Genomic DNA, 16,232 nt, shown 5'->3' with positions numbered 1-16,232 from the left:
CGCCGTCAGGAGCGCTGGCGGCGGCGTCCGCGGGAGGTACCTGTGGACCCACCGGGGTAACCGCCGGGGATGGGGGTCCGGGGGAAGGGGTTTTTCCCGTCTCTTAGCTTCGGTTTTTGAACCGCCAGCTGTCGTTGCCGGTTTCGATGATGTCGCAATGATGCGTGACACGGTCCAGCAGCGCCGTCGTCATTTTGGCATCCTGGAAGACGCTAGGCCATTCGCCGAAGGCGAGATTGGTGGTGATGATCACCGAGGTCTTTTCGTAGAGTTTGCTGATCAGATGGAACAGCATCTGGCCTCCTGACCGGGCGAACGGCAGATACCCGAGCTCGTCCAGAACCACGACGTCCAGGCGGGCCATCTGGGCGGCCAGGCTGCCGGCCTTGGCCTGCCGGGTTTCTTCCTCCAGACGATTGACCAGATCGACGGTATTGAAGAACCGGCCCCTGGCCCCGGCGCGGACCACCGCAGCGGTGATGGCGAGCGCGAGATGCGTCTTGCCGGTGCCGGTGCCACCAACCAGCACGATATTGCGCCGTTCCGGCAGGAACGAGCCGGCATGGAGCGAACGCACCAGGCTCTCGTTGATCGGTGTGTCGGCGAAGACAAAGCCGTCGAGATCCTTGATGGCCGGCAGCCTGGCCGCAGTCATGCGATACCGGATCGAGGCGGCTTCACGGTGGGCCGTTTCGGCGCGTAGCAGATCGCCAAGCATCTCCATGGCGGTCCGGTCACGGCGGATGCCATTGGTGACGGCATCGTCGAACGCGGCGATCATGCCCTTCAGGCCCAGCCCCTTGAGGGCTGCCAACATCTCATGCCGCTGCATTGAGGCCTCGCACCGTATCGTAGCGCGCGCAATCGGCAATGGGCGGATGCTTGAGCCTGAGATCGACGACAACATTGATCGCCTGCACAGGCTGTGGTTCGCGTCGGCGCGACAGGATGTTGAGAATGACCTCGTCATTGGCCGTGCCCGCCGCCATGGCTTCGCGCACGGCAGCTTCGACTGCCTCCAGGCCATCCTCGGGCACCGCTGCCAGTACCCGTACAAAGCGTCGGTCTGCGTCATCGCTTTTGCCCAGCTTGCGGCGCAGCTGGGCCAGGGCCGGCGGAAGATCCCAGTCCTGGAAGGGAGCGCCGTTGCGCAATGCGCCTGGCTTGCGGATCAGGACCGGCAGATAGTGCCAGGGATCGAACTTCGTCTGATTGCGGCCGAACAGGCGGGCATGCTCGGCGACCACCTTGCCGGCACAACGGATGACGACCCGGTCGGCATAGGCGCGCAGTTGCACCGCATGCCGGGCAGCAACGGCCATGACCGAGTAACGGTTGCGATCGAAGCTGACGAGGCAGGTCGAGCTCGCCACATGTTCGCTCTCGAAGAAGCCGTCAAAAGGCGTGGTGAGCGGCTGTAGGGAGGGTCGTTCCATCTCCAGTGCCTGGGCGATGGTCATATCTTCCATATCCGGATGGGCATAGCGCTCGGCCCATCGGCGACACTCGGCCTCCAGCCATGCGTTCAACTCTTCCATGCTGGCAAACCGCAGACGTGGCTTGAACAGCCGTTCCCTGCCGGTCTGGACCTGGTTCTCGACCTGTCCCTTCTCCCAGCCTGCCGCCGGGCTACAGGCCACCGGCTCAACGCCATAATGATCCGTCATGATCAGGAAGCGCCGGTTGAACACCCGCTCCTTGCCAGTGAACACCGTCGTCACCGCGGTCTTCATGTTGTCGTAGATGCCGCGCGTCGGCACCCCGCCGAGAAAAGCAAAGCCCCTGGCATGGGCGTCAAACACCATCTCCTGGGTCTCACGCGGATAAGCCCGCACAAAGGGCGCCCGCGACCAGCATAGCCGCATATGCGCCACCTTAACCCGCATCGGCTTGCCGGCGATCTCCACGTCCTCGTGGCTCCAATCAAACTGGTAGGCCTCGCCAGGCCGGAACATGAGCGGGATGAACACCTTGCTCATATCCCCGCTGCCACCGGCGTGGCGCTCCTGCTTCCAGCGGGCCGCATAGCGCCGCACCGCATCGTAGGAGCCGGTGAACCCCTCACGTTCCAGCAGATCATGAATCCGCGTCAGCCGCAGTCGCTCGCGCCGGGGGCGCTCTTCGTTCTCCGCCAGCAACTCATCTAACCGTTCGCGAAATGGACCGGTCTGCGGACGATGCTGCTCCTTCCTCTCGTAGCTGAAATCCGCCTCCGGAGCACGGATCGCCTTGCGCACCGTGTTGCGCGACAACCGTAAATCACGCGCAATCTCTTTGATCGGCTTACCGTCCCTGTGCTCCCTGCGTATCTTGGCAATAGTCTCCACAATCAACATCCCCGTCCTCGCCGCCTGGAAGCCCAAGCCGCGACGCCTCACACTCTGGAATGATGGGGGTCAATTTTAGACGCCGATCACCCCGCTAAGGGGGTCAATTTTGCACGCCGCTCCACAACGAGGATGCCCGAACACCTTGAGAACGAAGGTGTGAAGCCAGTCTTCGGGGCCGATCTGGCCAGTTCGGCCGAGCTGATTGAGTGGCTGGGCGACAGGATCTGCGAAATAGAAGATTTCTCGGGCCAACTACCGTCTATCGCGATCCTGGTGAATGAGAGCGCCTCGATGGCGCCCATCGCTGCCGGATTGAGCGAAAGGCTCGAGTCGAGAAACATCCGCGCGGTAGCTTGTCCGGATGGTCAGGTGATGGGGCAGGAAAACGATGTTCGAGTGTTCGAGGTGGAGCATATCAAAGGATTGGAGTTCGAGGCCGTCTTCTTCGTGGATGTCGACAAGCTGGAACAACGAGAGCCTGATCTCTTCGACAAGTACATCTATGTCGGCGCGACCCGTGCTGCCACCTACCTGGGCGTCACCTGCTCAGACCCGACGGTCCCGGCATCGCTTTCTCACGTTCAGCACCTTTTCGGTGAAAGGTGGTGAAGGAGGGGAGGCAAGATCGCATCGGCAATCTGTAAAGCACTACGCCGGAAAGAGGGTGCCGAAGATCTCGCGCCACTTCTGTCGACGTGACCAATCATGTCCGTTGGCGTCATAGGTGATTGCTTCGAGTGCCTTCGCATACGCGCTCGCAGCCTTCCGCTCGAAGGCACCCTTGCGAGCGACCAGCGCCCCGCTGCCGGGCGCTCGCCAATACGACTGGGTGGTGTCACGCTGGGATAGGTAGAGAAAGAAGTCGCGCGCCATGTAGTCATGATAGAAGAACGACTTGTCGCGGTGCGCCCATCCTTCGATGAACTGATACGCCAGGGTGTCGATGAGCATTCCGCTCATCGGAACGGAATGCACGTCACGCCACACCCGCATCATGCGGCACAGATATTTCAGGTTCCTGTTGGTGAGGAGGCTTCGCGTGTCCACCGCCCGCATTTCCGCACGAGGATTGCAGGTCTTCCACGAGCCGCCGCCGTTCGCGTTGGGATAAGTCCAGCTGTCCCCATCGGAGTTGTCGAAGGCGGGCAGGATCTCGAACGTGATGCCGTCGGTGAAGCTGACCACCACGACCTGCCCGTCCCCGAAGCTCTCCGACGTCGTATAGGTCTTCTGGATCGAGCGCTTGACGGCCTGCAGAAGTGCCGATTGGCCGTTCCCCAGATGGGCGTTGTACTGGTGGTATAGGGAGTTGGGGAGAACGAACCCGACGTCGAGATCACTGAGGCCGCGGGCTGCGGTGTCGCGACCGTACGATCCCACGTAGAGACTATGGGTCGTTTCGGACTCGGTGTTCCAGAAGTCCTTGTTGAGCTGCCTGGTTATGCGCCGATAGCGATAGCTGATCGAAGCCATCGTCGACGCATCGATGTTGTAGCCGTCCTTGAAGCGCGAAAAATCCTCGCCGACACCCATCCCCGATCCACTTCCGTCTTCTATCCGATGTTCACGAGAAACGGCCCGCTTCGAGCCGCCAGATAGCCATCCTTCACGACGAAGCACTCGATGCTGTGGGATCCGGGATACTTGGCGTCCTCGGTTCTCGACAGGACACCGGGCACCACAGTGACTTCGTCAAATCCCCCCCGCAGGTTCCGCGCCGCGGTGGCTGCCGCGCCGGTGTTCACCACCTGCCAGTAGACGCGAAACGGGCGAGGCACATCGGTCCGCGCGTCGAAGCGCAGCTTGGCACCGGGTGGAACAGGCGCATCGTCGCTCGTGAATATCCGCGGACGGAAACCATCCCGCATCGCGGTCGCCACGATGATCTCGACGGTGCCCGAGCGCACAGTGGGCCATGTTGCAGGCTTGCGGTGCGGAGCGTCGATCACACGCTGCAGCGCCCGGCTGGCCCTGCTGACGAACGACATTCCACCTGTCGACGGACGGCTCCGTCGCGCAACGGCTGCCTCCACCAGGCTTCGGCCGATGCGAGGCGCCAAAGCGTCCACGAACGCAGAGGGATCCTGCTGGCTGGCGGCCAGGCTGAAGTCGGCGCGCGCCGTCTCCAGCCAGTCATAGAATGCGTCGCGGCGATCCGCATCCTCGTTCCACGCGTCCGCGAAGTTCTCGCGCGGATCCGACGGGTTGGCGATCCAGTACCCGTTGTCCTGCTGGACGATGTAGCTGTCCATGCGCTGGAGAATGCTCAGGAGCGCGCCCGAGATGGTCGTCTCCTGCTGATAGGCATGCGCCGCGAGCGTGGTGATGACGATCGACGTCGGGCGGCGCTCGGGTTCGTCGGCGAAGCGCATGTCTCGATGACGCTTCAGGATCTGGATGGCCGACTGGAGCGGCGTCTTCACCCGGTAAACGGGGATGTCAGCCACGTCCGCCTTCGCTTCGGCCAGCATAATCGCCTTTCGGCGACTCTCGAAAGCCGGCTTCATGCGGGACTGAAACCAGTCAGCATATCCGTTGGGATTGCTGGCCGGCCATTCGTCGGAAAGTCGTCGGAAGTTCGCGTGTTCGGTGTCGGTGATCGACACCGACTGGTCCACGTAGTCGAGCGGGAGAGATCGCGCCTCTCGCAGCACCCTCTGCCGTTGAGCGTCAGGGACGGATGGCAGCACATCCATGTGGAATTGGGCTTCGTCCGCGTAGTTCAATGTCCAGCATCGTTGCCAGGGTGACGGCTCCTGCATCCCATGCTTAGCCGCATACAACTCGAGCTCATGCCCGAGATCGTCGTGCAGCTGCTTCTGTGTCGTGTGCGCCTTGCTGATGCGGAACTCGCAGACGATGTCGAGATCGTAGTGCTCTTCGCCATTCAGCGGCCGAATGGCAGTACCCAGCCGGAACGAGCCCTGCGTGTATACGTCCAGATCAACGTGGGCGAACCGGGATTCCGGCCGATCGAGCCACCGGCTGACCGACCTGTAACTGCGGTCGGCTGACTCGTAGCGCGAAACCGGGATTTCCAGAACCTCGGCCAGATCCTGAATCAGCCCCTCCCCGGTTCGGCTCGGCTGCGCCATCAGGCGGCGGTCTTCCGAAGCGAGGTTGGGAGGAAGCAGTCGATCTCGGCATCGGAGAAGGTGAGATCTTCCTTGTTCTTCAGTGCGTCCTGGGCATCGGTGTAGGCGTCACCCGTGGTCTGTGGCGCGCCCCTGTAGATGGCGGCCAGCTTGGCCTGAAGCGCGTCACGCTCCTTGACTGCTTCATCGTCCGAGATCCGCTTCATGCGAAGGTCGGTGAGGAGGGAAAGATATGACTCCCGGATTGGCCACATGCTTGCGGCCGCATCCCTGTGCTTCTGCGCCGTGGCGCCGGGATCGAATCCCTTCATGTATCCCGAGATGATGAGGCTCGCGATCGACGCCACCGCAGTCGCGATCTTCAGCAAGGTGTCGTCAAGAAAGACGACCGAGAACGCGCCGGACGCCGTGACCGCAGTAAGTACGATCTGTGCAATCTTGAACCGCCGCAGCGTCCGACTGCAGCGGTCGGCCATCTTCTCGTGTGTCTTGTGGGTATAGACGACACGGCCATAGCAATCGCGGATCTGATCTTCCAAATGCGTGAAATCGGCCAAGACAACTACCTCCCCCAGCGCCACCGTTCCGGGTTTGTACCTTACGCGTGGTTACACGCATAGGGCGAATCCGCTTCAGGCTACTCGTTCTCACGGTGGAAGAGTGTAGATGGATTGGCCTCCTCACGAAAAACCGGTTGGCCAAAGCCTTTTCGCTTCCTAGAACCCCGGAAGCATGGGGGAAAATTCGAACCTTGATCTGCTCCGCCTGGTCGGAGAGGCACTGTACGGCGAGCGATGGCAGGCGCCCATCGCCGCTGACCTCGGCGTGTCGGATCGCGCGGTGCGCTACTGGCTCTCCTCCGCCAACCCCTGTCCCGATGACGTCGGAACGAGATTGCTGAAGGTCATCATCTCGAAGCGCGACCGGATCGTCGATCTGGAAGACGCCGTCCGCAAGCATCTCGCCTCAACCGCTCCCAGCGATACCGCCACGCCAACCGCCAGCTGAACGAAGGTCCATAACATGCTCCAGACTGTGCTCGACGTCTGCAAGTTCAAGCAGGATGCGATTGAGGTCGCCCTCACCAAGCAGATCGAGGATCTTGCGGACCTCGTTGGTCACTCGGAGGCGGACGCCCGCACCTTCTTCGACAAGACGTACGTCACGGAAGGCATGGCAACGCTTCTGCGCATGACGATGCAGCGGCTTGCCGGGCTCAATGACCAGGCGGCCTTCGAGCTGCGGCAGGCGATGGGTGGCGGCAAGACGCACTCGATGCTCGCTGCAGGCTACCTAGCCGCTCATCCCCAACTGGCTGCCGACGTCGATCCCGCGATCGTGAAGGGCTTCGCTCCCGTCCCGGCCAAGGTGGTTGTAATCTCCGGGCGCAACATCCCGCACGACGTCTATCTGTGGGGTTCGGTCGCGCGCCAGCTCGGCAAGGAGGAGCTGTTCTCCAAGTTCTGGAGTAACGGCGCCAAGGCCCCGAACGAGGATGATTGGCGGGCATTGTTCGGTGACGAACCGACGCTCATCTTGATCGATGAGCTGCCTCCGTATCTGGAGAACGCCGTCACCATCTCGGTCGGCGGCGGCCATCTCGGCGACGTCACCTCCCACGCGCTGGCCAACCTGCTTTCGGCCGCCACGAAACTGCCCCGCCTGTGCATCGTGCTCTCGACGCTCGTTGGCCAGTACAAGGCAAGCGGCGAGCTCTCGAAGATCATCTCGCAGATTTCGGCCGAGGCGACCCGCCAGACCAAGCCGATCACTCCGGTGGAGCTCGGATCCGACGAGATCTACCGCATCCTTCGCAAGCGTCTGCTTGCCGAGGAACCGGATGGAGGCCTGATCACCACCGTTGCCGAGACATACGGCCAGCTGCTGTCCGACGCGGTCACGGCGAACATGATCACCAAGTCAGCGGAGAAGATCGCCGACGAGGTTTCGGCGACGTACCCCTTCCATCCCGGACTCAAGACCGTGGTCGCCACGTTCAAGGACAACGAAAACTTCCGCCAGACGCGCGGCTTGATGCGCATCGCCGCGCTCATGATCAAAGCCGCCCAAGGCCGGCAGTACAACGACGTCTACCTGCTCGGCCCGCAGCATCTCGACCTTGCGGAGCGCGAAACGCGGGACTTCGTCAACAGCATCTACAATCTCGATGCCGCGATCACGCAGGACATCGTCGACACAGGTGCGAGCGACGCACATGCCGAGGCGATCGACGCCAACGCCGGAAACGACGCAGCCAGCCAGGCGGCCCGCCTCATCCTGATGGCATCGCTCGCCGAGGCCAACGACGCCGTGAAGGGCCTGCAGGAAGACACGATCCGCGCCTACCTCATCGCGCCCGGCCGGCCTGAGAGCGACATCATCGCTGGCTTCGACGCGCTGGTGCAGCGCTCCTGGTACCTCCACAAGCGCGAGAACGGCGCTTGGATCTTCTCCAAGAATGAGAATCTGACCAAGAAGATCGAGAACACCGCACGTACGACCGCCCAGCCGAAGATCGATGCGGATCTCGCACGCCGCCTGATCGAGCTCTTCACCCCCAAGCGGAAGAACGCCTACGGCCGCGTCCTCGCTCTTCCGAAGCTCGAGGACATCGACACCAAGGGGGAGCGTCTCCTCATCGTCCTGTCACCCGACGCGCAGATCCCGCCCGAGAAGGCGCGGATGCTGTTCGAGGGCACGACCGAGAAGAACAACTTCGCGATCGTCAGTGGCGACGACCACAGCCTCGCCAGTGTCGAGGAGAAGGTCCGCACGGCCTATGCCGTGGAAAAGGTTATCCAAGCGGAGGGACCCAACAGCCAGAACCGAGCCGATCTGGAGAAGCGCCAGACGGACGCCGAGATCGACGTGTACGCCACGATCGCCTCGACGCTGAACAAGATCTGGTTCCCGATGCGCGTCCCGGGCGGCACCGACGGTCTCGTCAGCACCGCGCTGAAGCTCGACGCGCATCGCCGGACGGATGGCGCCGGCTATGACGGCGAGGCTGCGACCGAAGGCGCGCTGACCGACGTCAACTCGCAGAAGCTGATCCTCTCCGTGGAGGAGAACTACGCCAAGCTACGGGATCGCGCGCAGGACATGCTGTGGCCCGCAAGCGAGCGGCGTGCCCGCTGGGCCGACGTGCAGGATCGCGCAGCCTCTAACGTGCGCTGGCTGTGGCTTCCCCGCGGCGGGCTGGACGAGCTCCGCAAGATCGCCCTGTCGCGGGGCGACTGGCGGGACAGCGGCACCGGCTGGATCGAGAAGGGTCCGTTCGAGAAGGAGAAGACGAGCGTCAACGTCGACGTCCTCAACTACGATGAGAAGACCGGCGAGGCGACGCTGTTCATCAGCCCGAAGAACGCTGGATCCAACCCCGTCATCTATTGGTCGAACTCGTCGGACGTGTCGGAAAGCTCCACGGTTCTGGACGACACCACCGTGCGCACGACCGATATGAAGCGCTTCTTCTTAGCGGTCGATCCGGACGGCAACCACCAGAAGGGCGCGGCCACGGAATGGCTGAATAGCCTCAATCTGACCCACGAACCGAAGCCCGTCGGCGGCGGCTACGAGGTTGAGCTGACGGTGAAGCCCACCGGCACGATCCGCTGGAACATCGACGGCACGAACCCTGCCGAGGGAGCTGTGTACGACGGTCCCATCAAATTAGACGGCAAGACTGACGTCACGATCTATGCTCACGCGGAAGCGGAAGGCGTCGTCATTCGGAAGGAATTCCGCGTGAATCGGCGCGACGGCGCCGGTCAGATGATCGACGGCGAAAAGCCTGCCACGATTCGCAAGCCGATCAGCCTGGGCACGACAGAGAAGGTCTTCGCCGCCGTCACGAAGGCCAAAGAGGCGGGCATCACGTTCCGCAGCGTCGTCGTCATCGTCGGCTCCGGCGGAAACAACGTCAGCACCAGCTTCAGCGGCGACGTGCCCGTGAAGCCCGGTGCCATCGAGGAAGTGGCGAAGTTCGCCCGCGCTCAGCTCGGGAACGAGCTCGCCGAGGTGAAGGTGCAGTGGAAGTCGGCATCCGTCGATCGCGCCGCCGAGATCGACGCGTTCATGGGCGCGATCGAGGAAATCTACACAGGAACCGACATCGAACAGGCGTGAGCCGGATTTCGGTCCGGGTGTCACGAAAGGAAAATGAGCATGGCCAGCAAGAGCATGGCGACGATCGGCTATGGGGTGCCGACCAACGAGATCGATCCCCAGCGCTTCGTCGTCCGCATCCCGGCCAACGGTCGCGACCTCGTCGAGATCATCGAGGACTTCGGCATCACGGGTCCGCAGTATGATCCGCAGACTAACATGCGTTCGGATCGCGTCGTTCGGTGCCGTCTCGACCAGAAGCGTTGGCGGCAGATCTCCGCAGCAGTGCGGACTGCCTTCAACGAGCGTCTGAAGGGTCGTAAGATGGGATCCGGCAAGTGGACGTCGGGTGACAATGACGTTCACCGGCTTCTCGGCCGTGAGCTCTGCGTACTGGTCTGGGCGGTCGAGAGCTGCGAGGCCAGCCTTATCCCCGCCGCCATCGACGCATGGACCGGTCTTCGTCCCGAAGAGCGCTGGTGGCTCTATTCGATGGCCGTCCACGCCACCGGGCGGGCCGAGGACATCGACAAGGGATGGCGCAAGGCGATCCGCATCGGACTCACGGAGGGCGCCGGCGCTGTCGAAGCCGGCAACAAGCGACAGATCAGTTTCGAGGACCTGTGATGACGAACCAGACCATTGCCGCGACGGTCCAGCCACTTTCGCTTCAAGACGCGCCTGCCTTGATTGAGCGCCTTTGGCCGGCTCAGAAGATCTCCGTAGAAGCGCAGAAGGAACGCAAGGCCGTTCAGTCACAGACCCTGACAGCGTTGGGATCATACTGGAAGGGACGTAAACCACTCGTTCTGGTTAGGGCCTGCGTCCTGGGCGCGCTGTTGCCGGCAACTGACGATCCAGCGAAAGATCTCGAGATATTCGAGAAACTGATGCGCATCGACGATGAGGCCTTCATCTTTCGAGATCAGAGCACGAAGGCTGCCGAGGTGGCGCAGATACTGCTCAGCGAACGTATCCTCGATCTTGCGGGGCTTCGTGAACTATTCGCGATCCGCGGCACAGCTGAAGCTGTAAATGATGAAGCATTTCTGGGCGCCGTTGCCACGGGCAAAGTTGCTTGGAGAAAGGACGCGCCCGTCGTCAAGCGTGTCAACCGGCGCGCAAAGTTGACCCCCTATCGGCGCCCAACATTGACCCCCTTTTTCGTGAGTTCCGGCGGTTATCCCGGTAGTCCATAGGAGGGACCCGCGGACGCCGACGCGCGCCGTCAGGAGCGCTGGCGGCGGCGTCCGCGGGAGGTACCTGTGGACCCACCGGGGTAACCGCCGGGGATGGGGGTCCGGGGGAAGGGGTTTTTCCCGTCTCTTAGCTTCGGTTTTTGAACCGCCAGCTGTCGTTGCCGGTTTCGATGATGTCGCAATGATGCGTGACACGGTCCAGCAGCGCCGTCGTCATTTTGGCATCCTGGAAGACGCTAGGCCATTCGCCGAAGGCGAGATTGGTGGTGATGATCACCGAGGTCTTTTCGTAGAGTTTGCTGATCAGATGGAACAGCATCTGGCCTCCTGACCGGGCGAACGGCAGATACCCGAGCTCGTCCAGAACCACGACGTCCAGGCGGGCCATCTGGGCGGCCAGGCTGCCGGCCTTGGCCTGCCGGGTTTCTTCCTCCAGACGATTGACCAGATCGACGGTATTGAAGAACCGGCCCCTGGCCCCGGCGCGGACCACCGCAGCGGTGATGGCGAGCGCGAGATGCGTCTTGCCGGTGCCGGTGCCACCAACCAGCACGATATTGCGCCGTTCCGGCAGGAACGAGCCGGCATGGAGCGAACGCACCAGGCTCTCGTTGATCGGTGTGTCGGCGAAGACAAAGCCGTCGAGATCCTTGATGGCCGGCAGCCTGGCCGCAGTCATGCGATACCGGATCGAGGCGGCTTCACGGTGGGCCGTTTCGGCGCGTAGCAGATCGCCAAGCATCTCCATGGCGGTCCGGTCACGGCGGATGCCATTGGTGACGGCATCGTCGAACGCGGCGATCATGCCCTTCAGGCCCAGCCCCTTGAGGGCTGCCAACATCTCATGCCGCTGCATTGAGGCCTCGCACCGTATCGTAGCGCGCGCAATCGGCAATGGGCGGATGCTTGAGCCTGAGATCGACGACAACATTGATCGCCTGCACAGGCTGTGGTTCGCGTCGGCGCGACAGGATGTTGAGAATGACCTCGTCATTGGCCGTGCCCGCCGCCATGGCTTCGCGCACGGCAGCTTCGACTGCCTCCAGGCCATCCTCGGGCACCGCTGCCAGTACCCGTACAAAGCGTCGGTCTGCGTCATCGCTTTTGCCCAGCTTGCGGCGCAGCTGGGCCAGGGCCGGCGGAAGATCCCAGTCCTGGAAGGGAGCGCCGTTGCGCAATGCGCCTGGCTTGCGGATCAGGACCGGCAGATAGTGCCAGGGATCGAACTTCGTCTGATTGCGGCCGAACAGGCGGGCATGCTCGGCGACCACCTTGCCGGCACAACGGATGACGACCCGGTCGGCATAGGCGCGCAGTTGCACCGCATGCCGGGCAGCAACGGCCATGACCGAGTAACGGTTGCGATCGAAGCTGACGAGGCAGGTCGAGCTCGCCACATGTTCGCTCTCGAAGAAGCCGTCAAAAGGCGTGGTGAGCGGCTGTAGGGAGGGTCGTTCCATCTCCAGTGCCTGGGCGATGGTCATATCTTCCATATCCGGATGGGCATAGCGCTCGGCCCATCGGCGACACTCGGCCTCCAGCCATGCGTTCAACTCTTCCATGCTGGCAAACCGCAGACGTGGCTTGAACAGCCGTTCCCTGCCGGTCTGGACCTGGTTCTCGACCTGTCCCTTCTCCCAGCCTGCCGCCGGGCTACAGGCCACCGGCTCAACGCCATAATGATCCGTCATGATCAGGAAGCGCCGGTTGAACACCCGCTCCTTGCCAGTGAACACCGTCGTCACCGCGGTCTTCATGTTGTCGTAGATGCCGCGCGTCGGCACCCCGCCGAGAAAAGCAAAGCCCCTGGCATGGGCGTCAAACACCATCTCCTGGGTCTCACGCGGATAAGCCCGCACAAAGGGCGCCCGCGACCAGCATAGCCGCATATGCGCCACCTTAACCCGCATCGGCTTGCCGGCGATCTCCACGTCCTCGTGGCTCCAATCAAACTGGTAGGCCTCGCCAGGCCGGAACATGAGCGGGATGAACACCTTGCTCATATCCCCGCTGCCACCGGCGTGGCGCTCCTGCTTCCAGCGGGCCGCATAGCGCCGCACCGCATCGTAGGAGCCGGTGAACCCCTCACGTTCCAGCAGATCATGAATCCGCGTCAGCCGCAGTCGCTCGCGCCGGGGGCGCTCTTCGTTCTCCGCCAGCAACTCATCTAACCGTTCGCGAAATGGACCGGTCTGCGGACGATGCTGCTCCTTCCTCTCGTAGCTGAAATCCGCCTCCGGAGCACGGATCGCCTTGCGCACCGTGTTGCGCGACAACCGTAAATCACGCGCAATCTCTTTGATCGGCTTACCGTCCCTGTGCTCCCTGCGTATCTTGGCAATAGTCTCCACAATCAACATCCCCGTCCTCGCCGCCTGGAAGCCCAAGCCGCGACGCCTCACACTCTGGAATGATGGGGGTCAATTTTAGACGCCGATCACCCCGCTAAGGGGGTCAATTTTGCACGCCGCTCCACATCCCGGCATCCTCCAGCTTCGCCGTCCGCTTCTGCAAGGCCCGGATGCCCGCCATTGTGGTTATCGCAGTCCAAAGCGCTGGCGTAGGTCAAAGGGCAGGTCAGGCGCACCGGGACGAACCGCAACCGGCTCCGGCGCGACGGGTTCAGGTTCGGGAATGACCACAGGTGCAGCGAGGGGCACCGGGGCGTGACCCATGCCCGCCAGCATGGCGTTGATGGCAGGCGCGGCTTGCGTGAGGTGTTCACGCTCCAAGCGGTGCAGCGTTGCGTCAATCGCCATCTGTTCCTGCATGGTAGCGAAGTGGCGGCGAACGAGGGCAGCGCGAATTTCCGCCCACTGCTCCCTCTCAAGGCGCTGGCGTTCCTCTTTCGGTATATCAGCTTTCATATGTCACCTTCAGCTTGCGCAGCACGTCGAACATATCTGCGCGGATTTCCGGGTCATCGCAGTCCCGCATGACCTCGCAGCATGTGGTCACAACGACCCGCCGCATCTCGCCGCGCTCCTGATCGGTCATGCGCTGGATTGCTGCGCGCATGGGGTCGAACCTGCCGGTGAGCAGAATGTCGCGGTGATTGAGCGGGACGACATAGATGGGCTTGGCGAACTGGTCCGCCATCCCGACCGCCCAATCTACCGCTGCCTGATAGTTACTGACCGGCTCGTAGCCCAAGCTGCGCGGGTGCCACAGACCGGGTTCGTCACCGGGTCCAAGCAACGAGATTTGGACGAACACGTCATCCGGTTCGGGCTGCTCTGTGATGACCACATTGCGGGTTGTTTGAATCTTCATGCCGGTGCCCCTACGATGGGATTTTCGTGGAAGCCGTCACATCTCGGCCCCTTCGCAAACGACGCATATTTTGCTGTTTGCACGCTCACCCTTGCTTCTCCTCAAGAGTGGCGATCCGGGCCTCAAGCTCCTCGCTGGCGCGCACGTCCGCGAGCGATTTGATGCTGTCGATGATGAGCCTGCCGACATCGGGCGCGACTGCGCCAGCGGCAACGGCATCAAGCACCTGGGCGACCTGATCGCTAATCGGTGCCGTGGCATCGAACTCGAAGTTCACCTTCTCGGCCTGCGCCTTCACGGAGGGCAGCACCTTGCTCAAGACGATTGCCGCAGCGTTAGAATCCCCTTCCAGCGCTTTGCCGACCAGCACGGCAACGATGTTTCGCATTTCGTCGAGCATCTGCTGCGTGGCGAGCAGCCGCTTATCGGGACGACCGGGCGGGCGACCAGCGGGGTTGCCGCTCACCCCCTTTGTCCATGCCGGGTTCCCCGGCGGGGCTGGCGGCGCTTCGGAATTGGCGGTGCGGGCGGTGGAGCGGTGACGGTCTGGAAGCCCTGCTCCCAAGGTGCGATGTGTCGATGCATCTGAACTGAATCCCGGATTGTTTAGAACAGGTCAGACGACGAACGACTTTTCAGCCGCCGCCTTTGCTGCACGAAGTTGCTGCACTTTTGCTTGTTTCGCCCCGACCCCCTTCTCCATCTCCTTGAAGATGAGGCCGCCGCGTTCGCCGAGCAGTTCAAGACCCGCCTTCGCCGCCCTTAGTTGCTTCGCCATGCGGGGATTAGACTTCTCGTGATGCACGCGAAGGAGCGCCGTCTGCATTTCAGGGGTCAGGCCGCACAGGTAGGCAGGTCCACCAAGGCACGCGCCGACCGTTCGGGTGTCGCCCGCTTCGATGGCTCGGTTGATGAACCCCATCCGCTGGCCTTCGGGCAGCGCGTGAACATAGGCGCGAATCTCGCCCGCCATGGCTCCCACGCCGCCGCCCTCAATGGGCTGGGACAGGTCGCGCTCAAGCCCCTCAATCACGCGGGTCAGGTTCGCCGTAGCGCTATCGAACCGCTTGGCGAGGTTCGCGGTCATCTTGTCCGCGAAGTTCTGCGTTTCAATGAGGGCAGCGGCTTCGTTCCATGCCGGGTTGCGCTTGCCCGCCTCACGGGCATCATGGACGCGCCCGACCCCGATATAGGCTTCGGTCAATGCGGCTTCGGCCCCGGCAAGAATGCTGGCGGTGTCGTCGTCGTATTCGACAATTGCCCGCACAGTGTCAGGATGAAAAGACGGGGTGACGCGGGTATCAATTTCATCGGCCATTTATCGAACTCCAATGTCGGATGCGGCTAGACATTGGCTATAAGCTAGGGAGGCCGGTTGAAGGTCCGCAAGTATTTTATTTGTTAAAACAATTACTTAGTTCAGTTCTGACGCTAGTGAACACCATATAGTATATTAGCTGGTCCTAGGTTCGAGCCCTAGTGCGTCCACCAAATTTTTCTTACAAATACAGTAACTTATGGCATCCGTAGCTAGGCTGCACACAGCCCATAAGCATCGTGTAAGAGCATTGTAAGAATGCGTACTGCTGTGAGCTTACTTTGTTCACTGTCGCAAAACGCGAGTAGCATGCCGGTCAGCACTACGGTAATACAGCGGCATGAGATTTGTCATTTTAAGCCTTGCGCTTGCATTTGCCGCGCCAGCATACGCGGAATCTGATCTCGAACGGGGCTTCAGTGGAGCGTTGAAAGGCTGCGAGACTTGGGTGCTTGACCCCGCCAGTTGGGCTAGTGGCCCTGAGCCGTTCATAAAGGCTGTCGGCCTCGGCGCGAAGATGGGATTGGTGGAGAGCGTGGAAGCCGTAAACCTTCCCCCCACCCAACTTCGGCAGGCAAATCACTTCTGGCGCATCAACTCAACGGAAGGTGCCGGCTACATTTTGGTTGTCTCTGACCAACTACCGATGTGCCACATCACTGGTGGCGGCAATGCGGACCTTCAGCCTGCGATTGAAGCGGTCCTTGCTTCGCCTGCATTCAGGAGTCGTTGGGAGCAGCAGAGCAACTCGATAAAAGACGGAATGGCTTCCACCACTTTCCGGAATCGCGAAGAGCCTGCCATGACGATCCAAATCAGTCGAGCAGTCAAGCCTAAGCAACGATTGGACAGAGTGCAGCTAATCGCGACAGCGACATTCAAAACGAAATAGCGCGGCTGACGCTGCTGC

17 protein-coding genes are annotated in these 16,232 nt (G+C 61.9%); 6 read left to right on the top strand and 11 right to left on the bottom strand.

All coding sequences use genetic code 11. From position 1 onward, the window contains the following. Positions 1 to 103 precede the first annotated feature (103 nt). A complete protein-coding gene (istB, locus tag G432_RS12315; protein ID WP_015449229.1) occupies positions 104 to 832 on the bottom strand; it encodes an IS21-like element helper ATPase IstB in 729 nt (242 codons plus the stop codon). After that, entirely contained in the window at positions 819 to 2,336 is a 1,518-nt protein-coding gene (gene istA / locus G432_RS12310) for an IS21 family transposase (protein WP_015449228.1), read from the bottom strand. Before istA (G432_RS12310) ends, istB (G432_RS12315) begins: the two co-directional genes overlap by 14 nt. Before the next feature lie 123 nt (positions 2,337 to 2,459). Between istA (G432_RS12310) and G432_RS12305 the strand changes: the two genes are divergently transcribed. Beyond that, complete coding sequence (locus G432_RS12305) at positions 2,460 to 2,939, top strand: ATP-binding domain-containing protein (protein WP_015459156.1); 480 nt, start codon at positions 2,460 to 2,462, stop codon at positions 2,937 to 2,939. Positions 2,940 to 2,978: 39 nt separating this feature from the next. On the opposite strand, the gene G432_RS12300 is transcribed toward G432_RS12305, so the two are convergent. From G432_RS12300 to G432_RS12290, 3 genes are read right to left on the bottom strand one after another with little or no spacing between them, the layout of a single operon-like run. After that, entirely contained in the window at positions 2,979 to 3,863 is an 885-nt protein-coding gene (locus tag G432_RS12300; RefSeq protein ID WP_015459155.1) for an SMODS domain-containing nucleotidyltransferase, read from the bottom strand. Between the two features lie 20 nt (positions 3,864 to 3,883). After that, positions 3,884 to 5,425, bottom strand: coding sequence for a nucleotidyltransferase (locus G432_RS12295; protein WP_015459154.1), 1,542 nt, complete (start codon positions 5,423 to 5,425; stop codon positions 3,884 to 3,886). Beyond that, positions 5,425 to 5,982 carry an SLATT domain-containing protein gene (locus G432_RS12290; RefSeq protein WP_015459153.1) on the bottom strand — a complete coding sequence of 186 codons (558 nt, stop codon included), beginning with the start codon at positions 5,980 to 5,982 and terminating at the stop codon, positions 5,425 to 5,427. Before G432_RS12290 ends, G432_RS12295 begins: the two co-directional genes overlap by 1 nt. Positions 5,983 to 6,157: 175 nt before the next feature. Between G432_RS12290 and G432_RS12285 the strand changes: the two genes are divergently transcribed. The 4 genes from G432_RS12285 to G432_RS24100 are packed head-to-tail and all read left to right on the top strand — an operon-like array spanning position 6,158 to position 10,731. After that, positions 6,158 to 6,433 (top strand): hypothetical protein, encoded by a 276-nt coding sequence (locus tag G432_RS12285; RefSeq protein WP_015459152.1) that lies wholly within the window; start codon positions 6,158 to 6,160, stop codon positions 6,431 to 6,433. 15 nt (positions 6,434 to 6,448) lie between these two features. After that, the gene (locus G432_RS12280) at positions 6,449 to 9,553 is read left to right on the top strand and encodes an anti-phage-associated DUF499 domain-containing protein (protein ID WP_015459151.1); all 3,105 of its coding nucleotides are present in this window, start codon (positions 6,449 to 6,451) and stop codon (positions 9,551 to 9,553) included. A gap of 39 nt (positions 9,554 to 9,592) precedes the next feature. After that, positions 9,593 to 10,159, top strand: coding sequence for a DUF3780 domain-containing protein (locus tag G432_RS12275; RefSeq protein ID WP_015459150.1), 567 nt, complete (start codon positions 9,593 to 9,595; stop codon positions 10,157 to 10,159). After that, positions 10,159 to 10,731 (top strand): DUF1156 domain-containing protein, encoded by a 573-nt coding sequence (locus tag G432_RS24100; protein ID WP_015459149.1) that lies wholly within the window; start codon positions 10,159 to 10,161, stop codon positions 10,729 to 10,731. Before G432_RS12275 ends, G432_RS24100 begins: the two co-directional genes overlap by 1 nt. A gap of 127 nt (positions 10,732 to 10,858) precedes the next feature. Here the strand turns inward: G432_RS24100 and istB (G432_RS12265) are convergent, their stop codons facing one another. From istB (G432_RS12265) to G432_RS12240, 6 genes are all read right to left on the bottom strand, one after another. Next, entirely contained in the window at positions 10,859 to 11,587 is a 729-nt protein-coding gene (gene istB / locus G432_RS12265; protein ID WP_015449229.1) for an IS21-like element helper ATPase IstB, read from the bottom strand. Further along, positions 11,574 to 13,091: an IS21 family transposase gene (gene istA, locus G432_RS12260; RefSeq protein ID WP_015449228.1), complete on the bottom strand. Its 1,518-nt coding sequence runs from the start codon at positions 13,089 to 13,091 to the stop codon at positions 11,574 to 11,576. The genes istB (G432_RS12265) and istA (G432_RS12260) overlap by 14 nt, the downstream gene beginning before the upstream one ends. Positions 13,092 to 13,268: 177 nt before the next feature. Continuing rightward, positions 13,269 to 13,598: a hypothetical protein gene (locus G432_RS12255; protein WP_015459148.1), complete on the bottom strand. Its 330-nt coding sequence runs from the start codon at positions 13,596 to 13,598 to the stop codon at positions 13,269 to 13,271. Further along, positions 13,588 to 14,004 carry a hypothetical protein gene (locus G432_RS23290; protein WP_015459147.1) on the bottom strand — a complete coding sequence of 139 codons (417 nt, stop codon included), beginning with the start codon at positions 14,002 to 14,004 and terminating at the stop codon, positions 13,588 to 13,590. The genes G432_RS12255 and G432_RS23290 overlap by 11 nt, the downstream gene beginning before the upstream one ends. Positions 14,005 to 14,089: 85 nt before the next feature. Further along, on the bottom strand, positions 14,090 to 14,470 hold the full coding sequence (locus tag G432_RS12245) for a DUF5681 domain-containing protein (RefSeq protein ID WP_202192008.1): 381 nt from the start codon (positions 14,468 to 14,470) through the stop codon (positions 14,090 to 14,092). 150 nt (positions 14,471 to 14,620) lie between these two features. Further along, positions 14,621 to 15,322, bottom strand: coding sequence for a hypothetical protein (locus tag G432_RS12240; protein WP_015459145.1), 702 nt, complete (start codon positions 15,320 to 15,322; stop codon positions 14,621 to 14,623). Positions 15,323 to 15,662: 340 nt separating this feature from the next. Here G432_RS12240 and G432_RS23285 point away from each other — a divergent pair, with 340 nt between their 5' ends. Then, positions 15,663 to 16,214 carry a hypothetical protein gene (locus tag G432_RS23285; protein ID WP_144062040.1) on the top strand — a complete coding sequence of 184 codons (552 nt, stop codon included), beginning with the start codon at positions 15,663 to 15,665 and terminating at the stop codon, positions 16,212 to 16,214. The last annotated feature ends 18 nt before the right edge of the window (positions 16,215 to 16,232 follow it).

Origin of the sequence: Sphingomonas sp. MM-1, assembly GCF_000347675.2 — a bacterium.
Classification (GTDB): domain Bacteria; phylum Pseudomonadota; class Alphaproteobacteria; order Sphingomonadales; family Sphingomonadaceae; genus Sphingomonas_E; species Sphingomonas_E fennica.
This window is presented reverse-complemented; position numbering and strand designations above follow the sequence as displayed.

What these genes read in the sequence shown, in the direction of transcription:
- G432_RS23290 (WP_015459147.1), bottom strand. Translation starts at nt 14,004, where the DNA reads ATGAAGATTCAAACAACCCGCAATGTGGTCATCACAGAGCAGCCCGAA.
- G432_RS12240 (WP_015459145.1), bottom strand. Translation starts at nt 15,322, where the DNA reads ATGGCCGATGAAATTGATACCCGCGTCACCCCGTCTTTTCATCCTGAC.
- G432_RS12255 (WP_015459148.1), bottom strand. Translation starts at nt 13,598, where the DNA reads ATGAAAGCTGATATACCGAAAGAGGAACGCCAGCGCCTTGAGAGGGAG.
- G432_RS23285 (WP_144062040.1), top strand. Translation starts at nt 15,663, where the DNA reads ATGAGATTTGTCATTTTAAGCCTTGCGCTTGCATTTGCCGCGCCAGCA.
- G432_RS12280 (WP_015459151.1), top strand. Translation starts at nt 6,449, where the DNA reads ATGCTCCAGACTGTGCTCGACGTCTGCAAGTTCAAGCAGGATGCGATT.
- istB (WP_015449229.1), bottom strand. Translation starts at nt 832, where the DNA reads ATGCAGCGGCATGAGATGTTGGCAGCCCTCAAGGGGCTGGGCCTGAAG.
- istA (WP_015449228.1), bottom strand. Translation starts at nt 13,091, where the DNA reads ATGTTGATTGTGGAGACTATTGCCAAGATACGCAGGGAGCACAGGGAC.
- G432_RS12275 (WP_015459150.1), top strand. Translation starts at nt 9,593, where the DNA reads ATGGCCAGCAAGAGCATGGCGACGATCGGCTATGGGGTGCCGACCAAC.
- G432_RS12300 (WP_015459155.1), bottom strand. Translation starts at nt 3,863, where the DNA reads ATGGGTGTCGGCGAGGATTTTTCGCGCTTCAAGGACGGCTACAACATC.
- istA (WP_015449228.1), bottom strand. Translation starts at nt 2,336, where the DNA reads ATGTTGATTGTGGAGACTATTGCCAAGATACGCAGGGAGCACAGGGAC.
- G432_RS12305 (WP_015459156.1), top strand. Translation starts at nt 2,460, where the DNA reads ATGCCCGAACACCTTGAGAACGAAGGTGTGAAGCCAGTCTTCGGGGCC.
- G432_RS12285 (WP_015459152.1), top strand. Translation starts at nt 6,158, where the DNA reads ATGGGGGAAAATTCGAACCTTGATCTGCTCCGCCTGGTCGGAGAGGCA.
- G432_RS24100 (WP_015459149.1), top strand. Translation starts at nt 10,159, where the DNA reads ATGACGAACCAGACCATTGCCGCGACGGTCCAGCCACTTTCGCTTCAA.
- istB (WP_015449229.1), bottom strand. Translation starts at nt 11,587, where the DNA reads ATGCAGCGGCATGAGATGTTGGCAGCCCTCAAGGGGCTGGGCCTGAAG.
- G432_RS12295 (WP_015459154.1), bottom strand. Translation starts at nt 5,425, where the DNA reads ATGGCGCAGCCGAGCCGAACCGGGGAGGGGCTGATTCAGGATCTGGCC.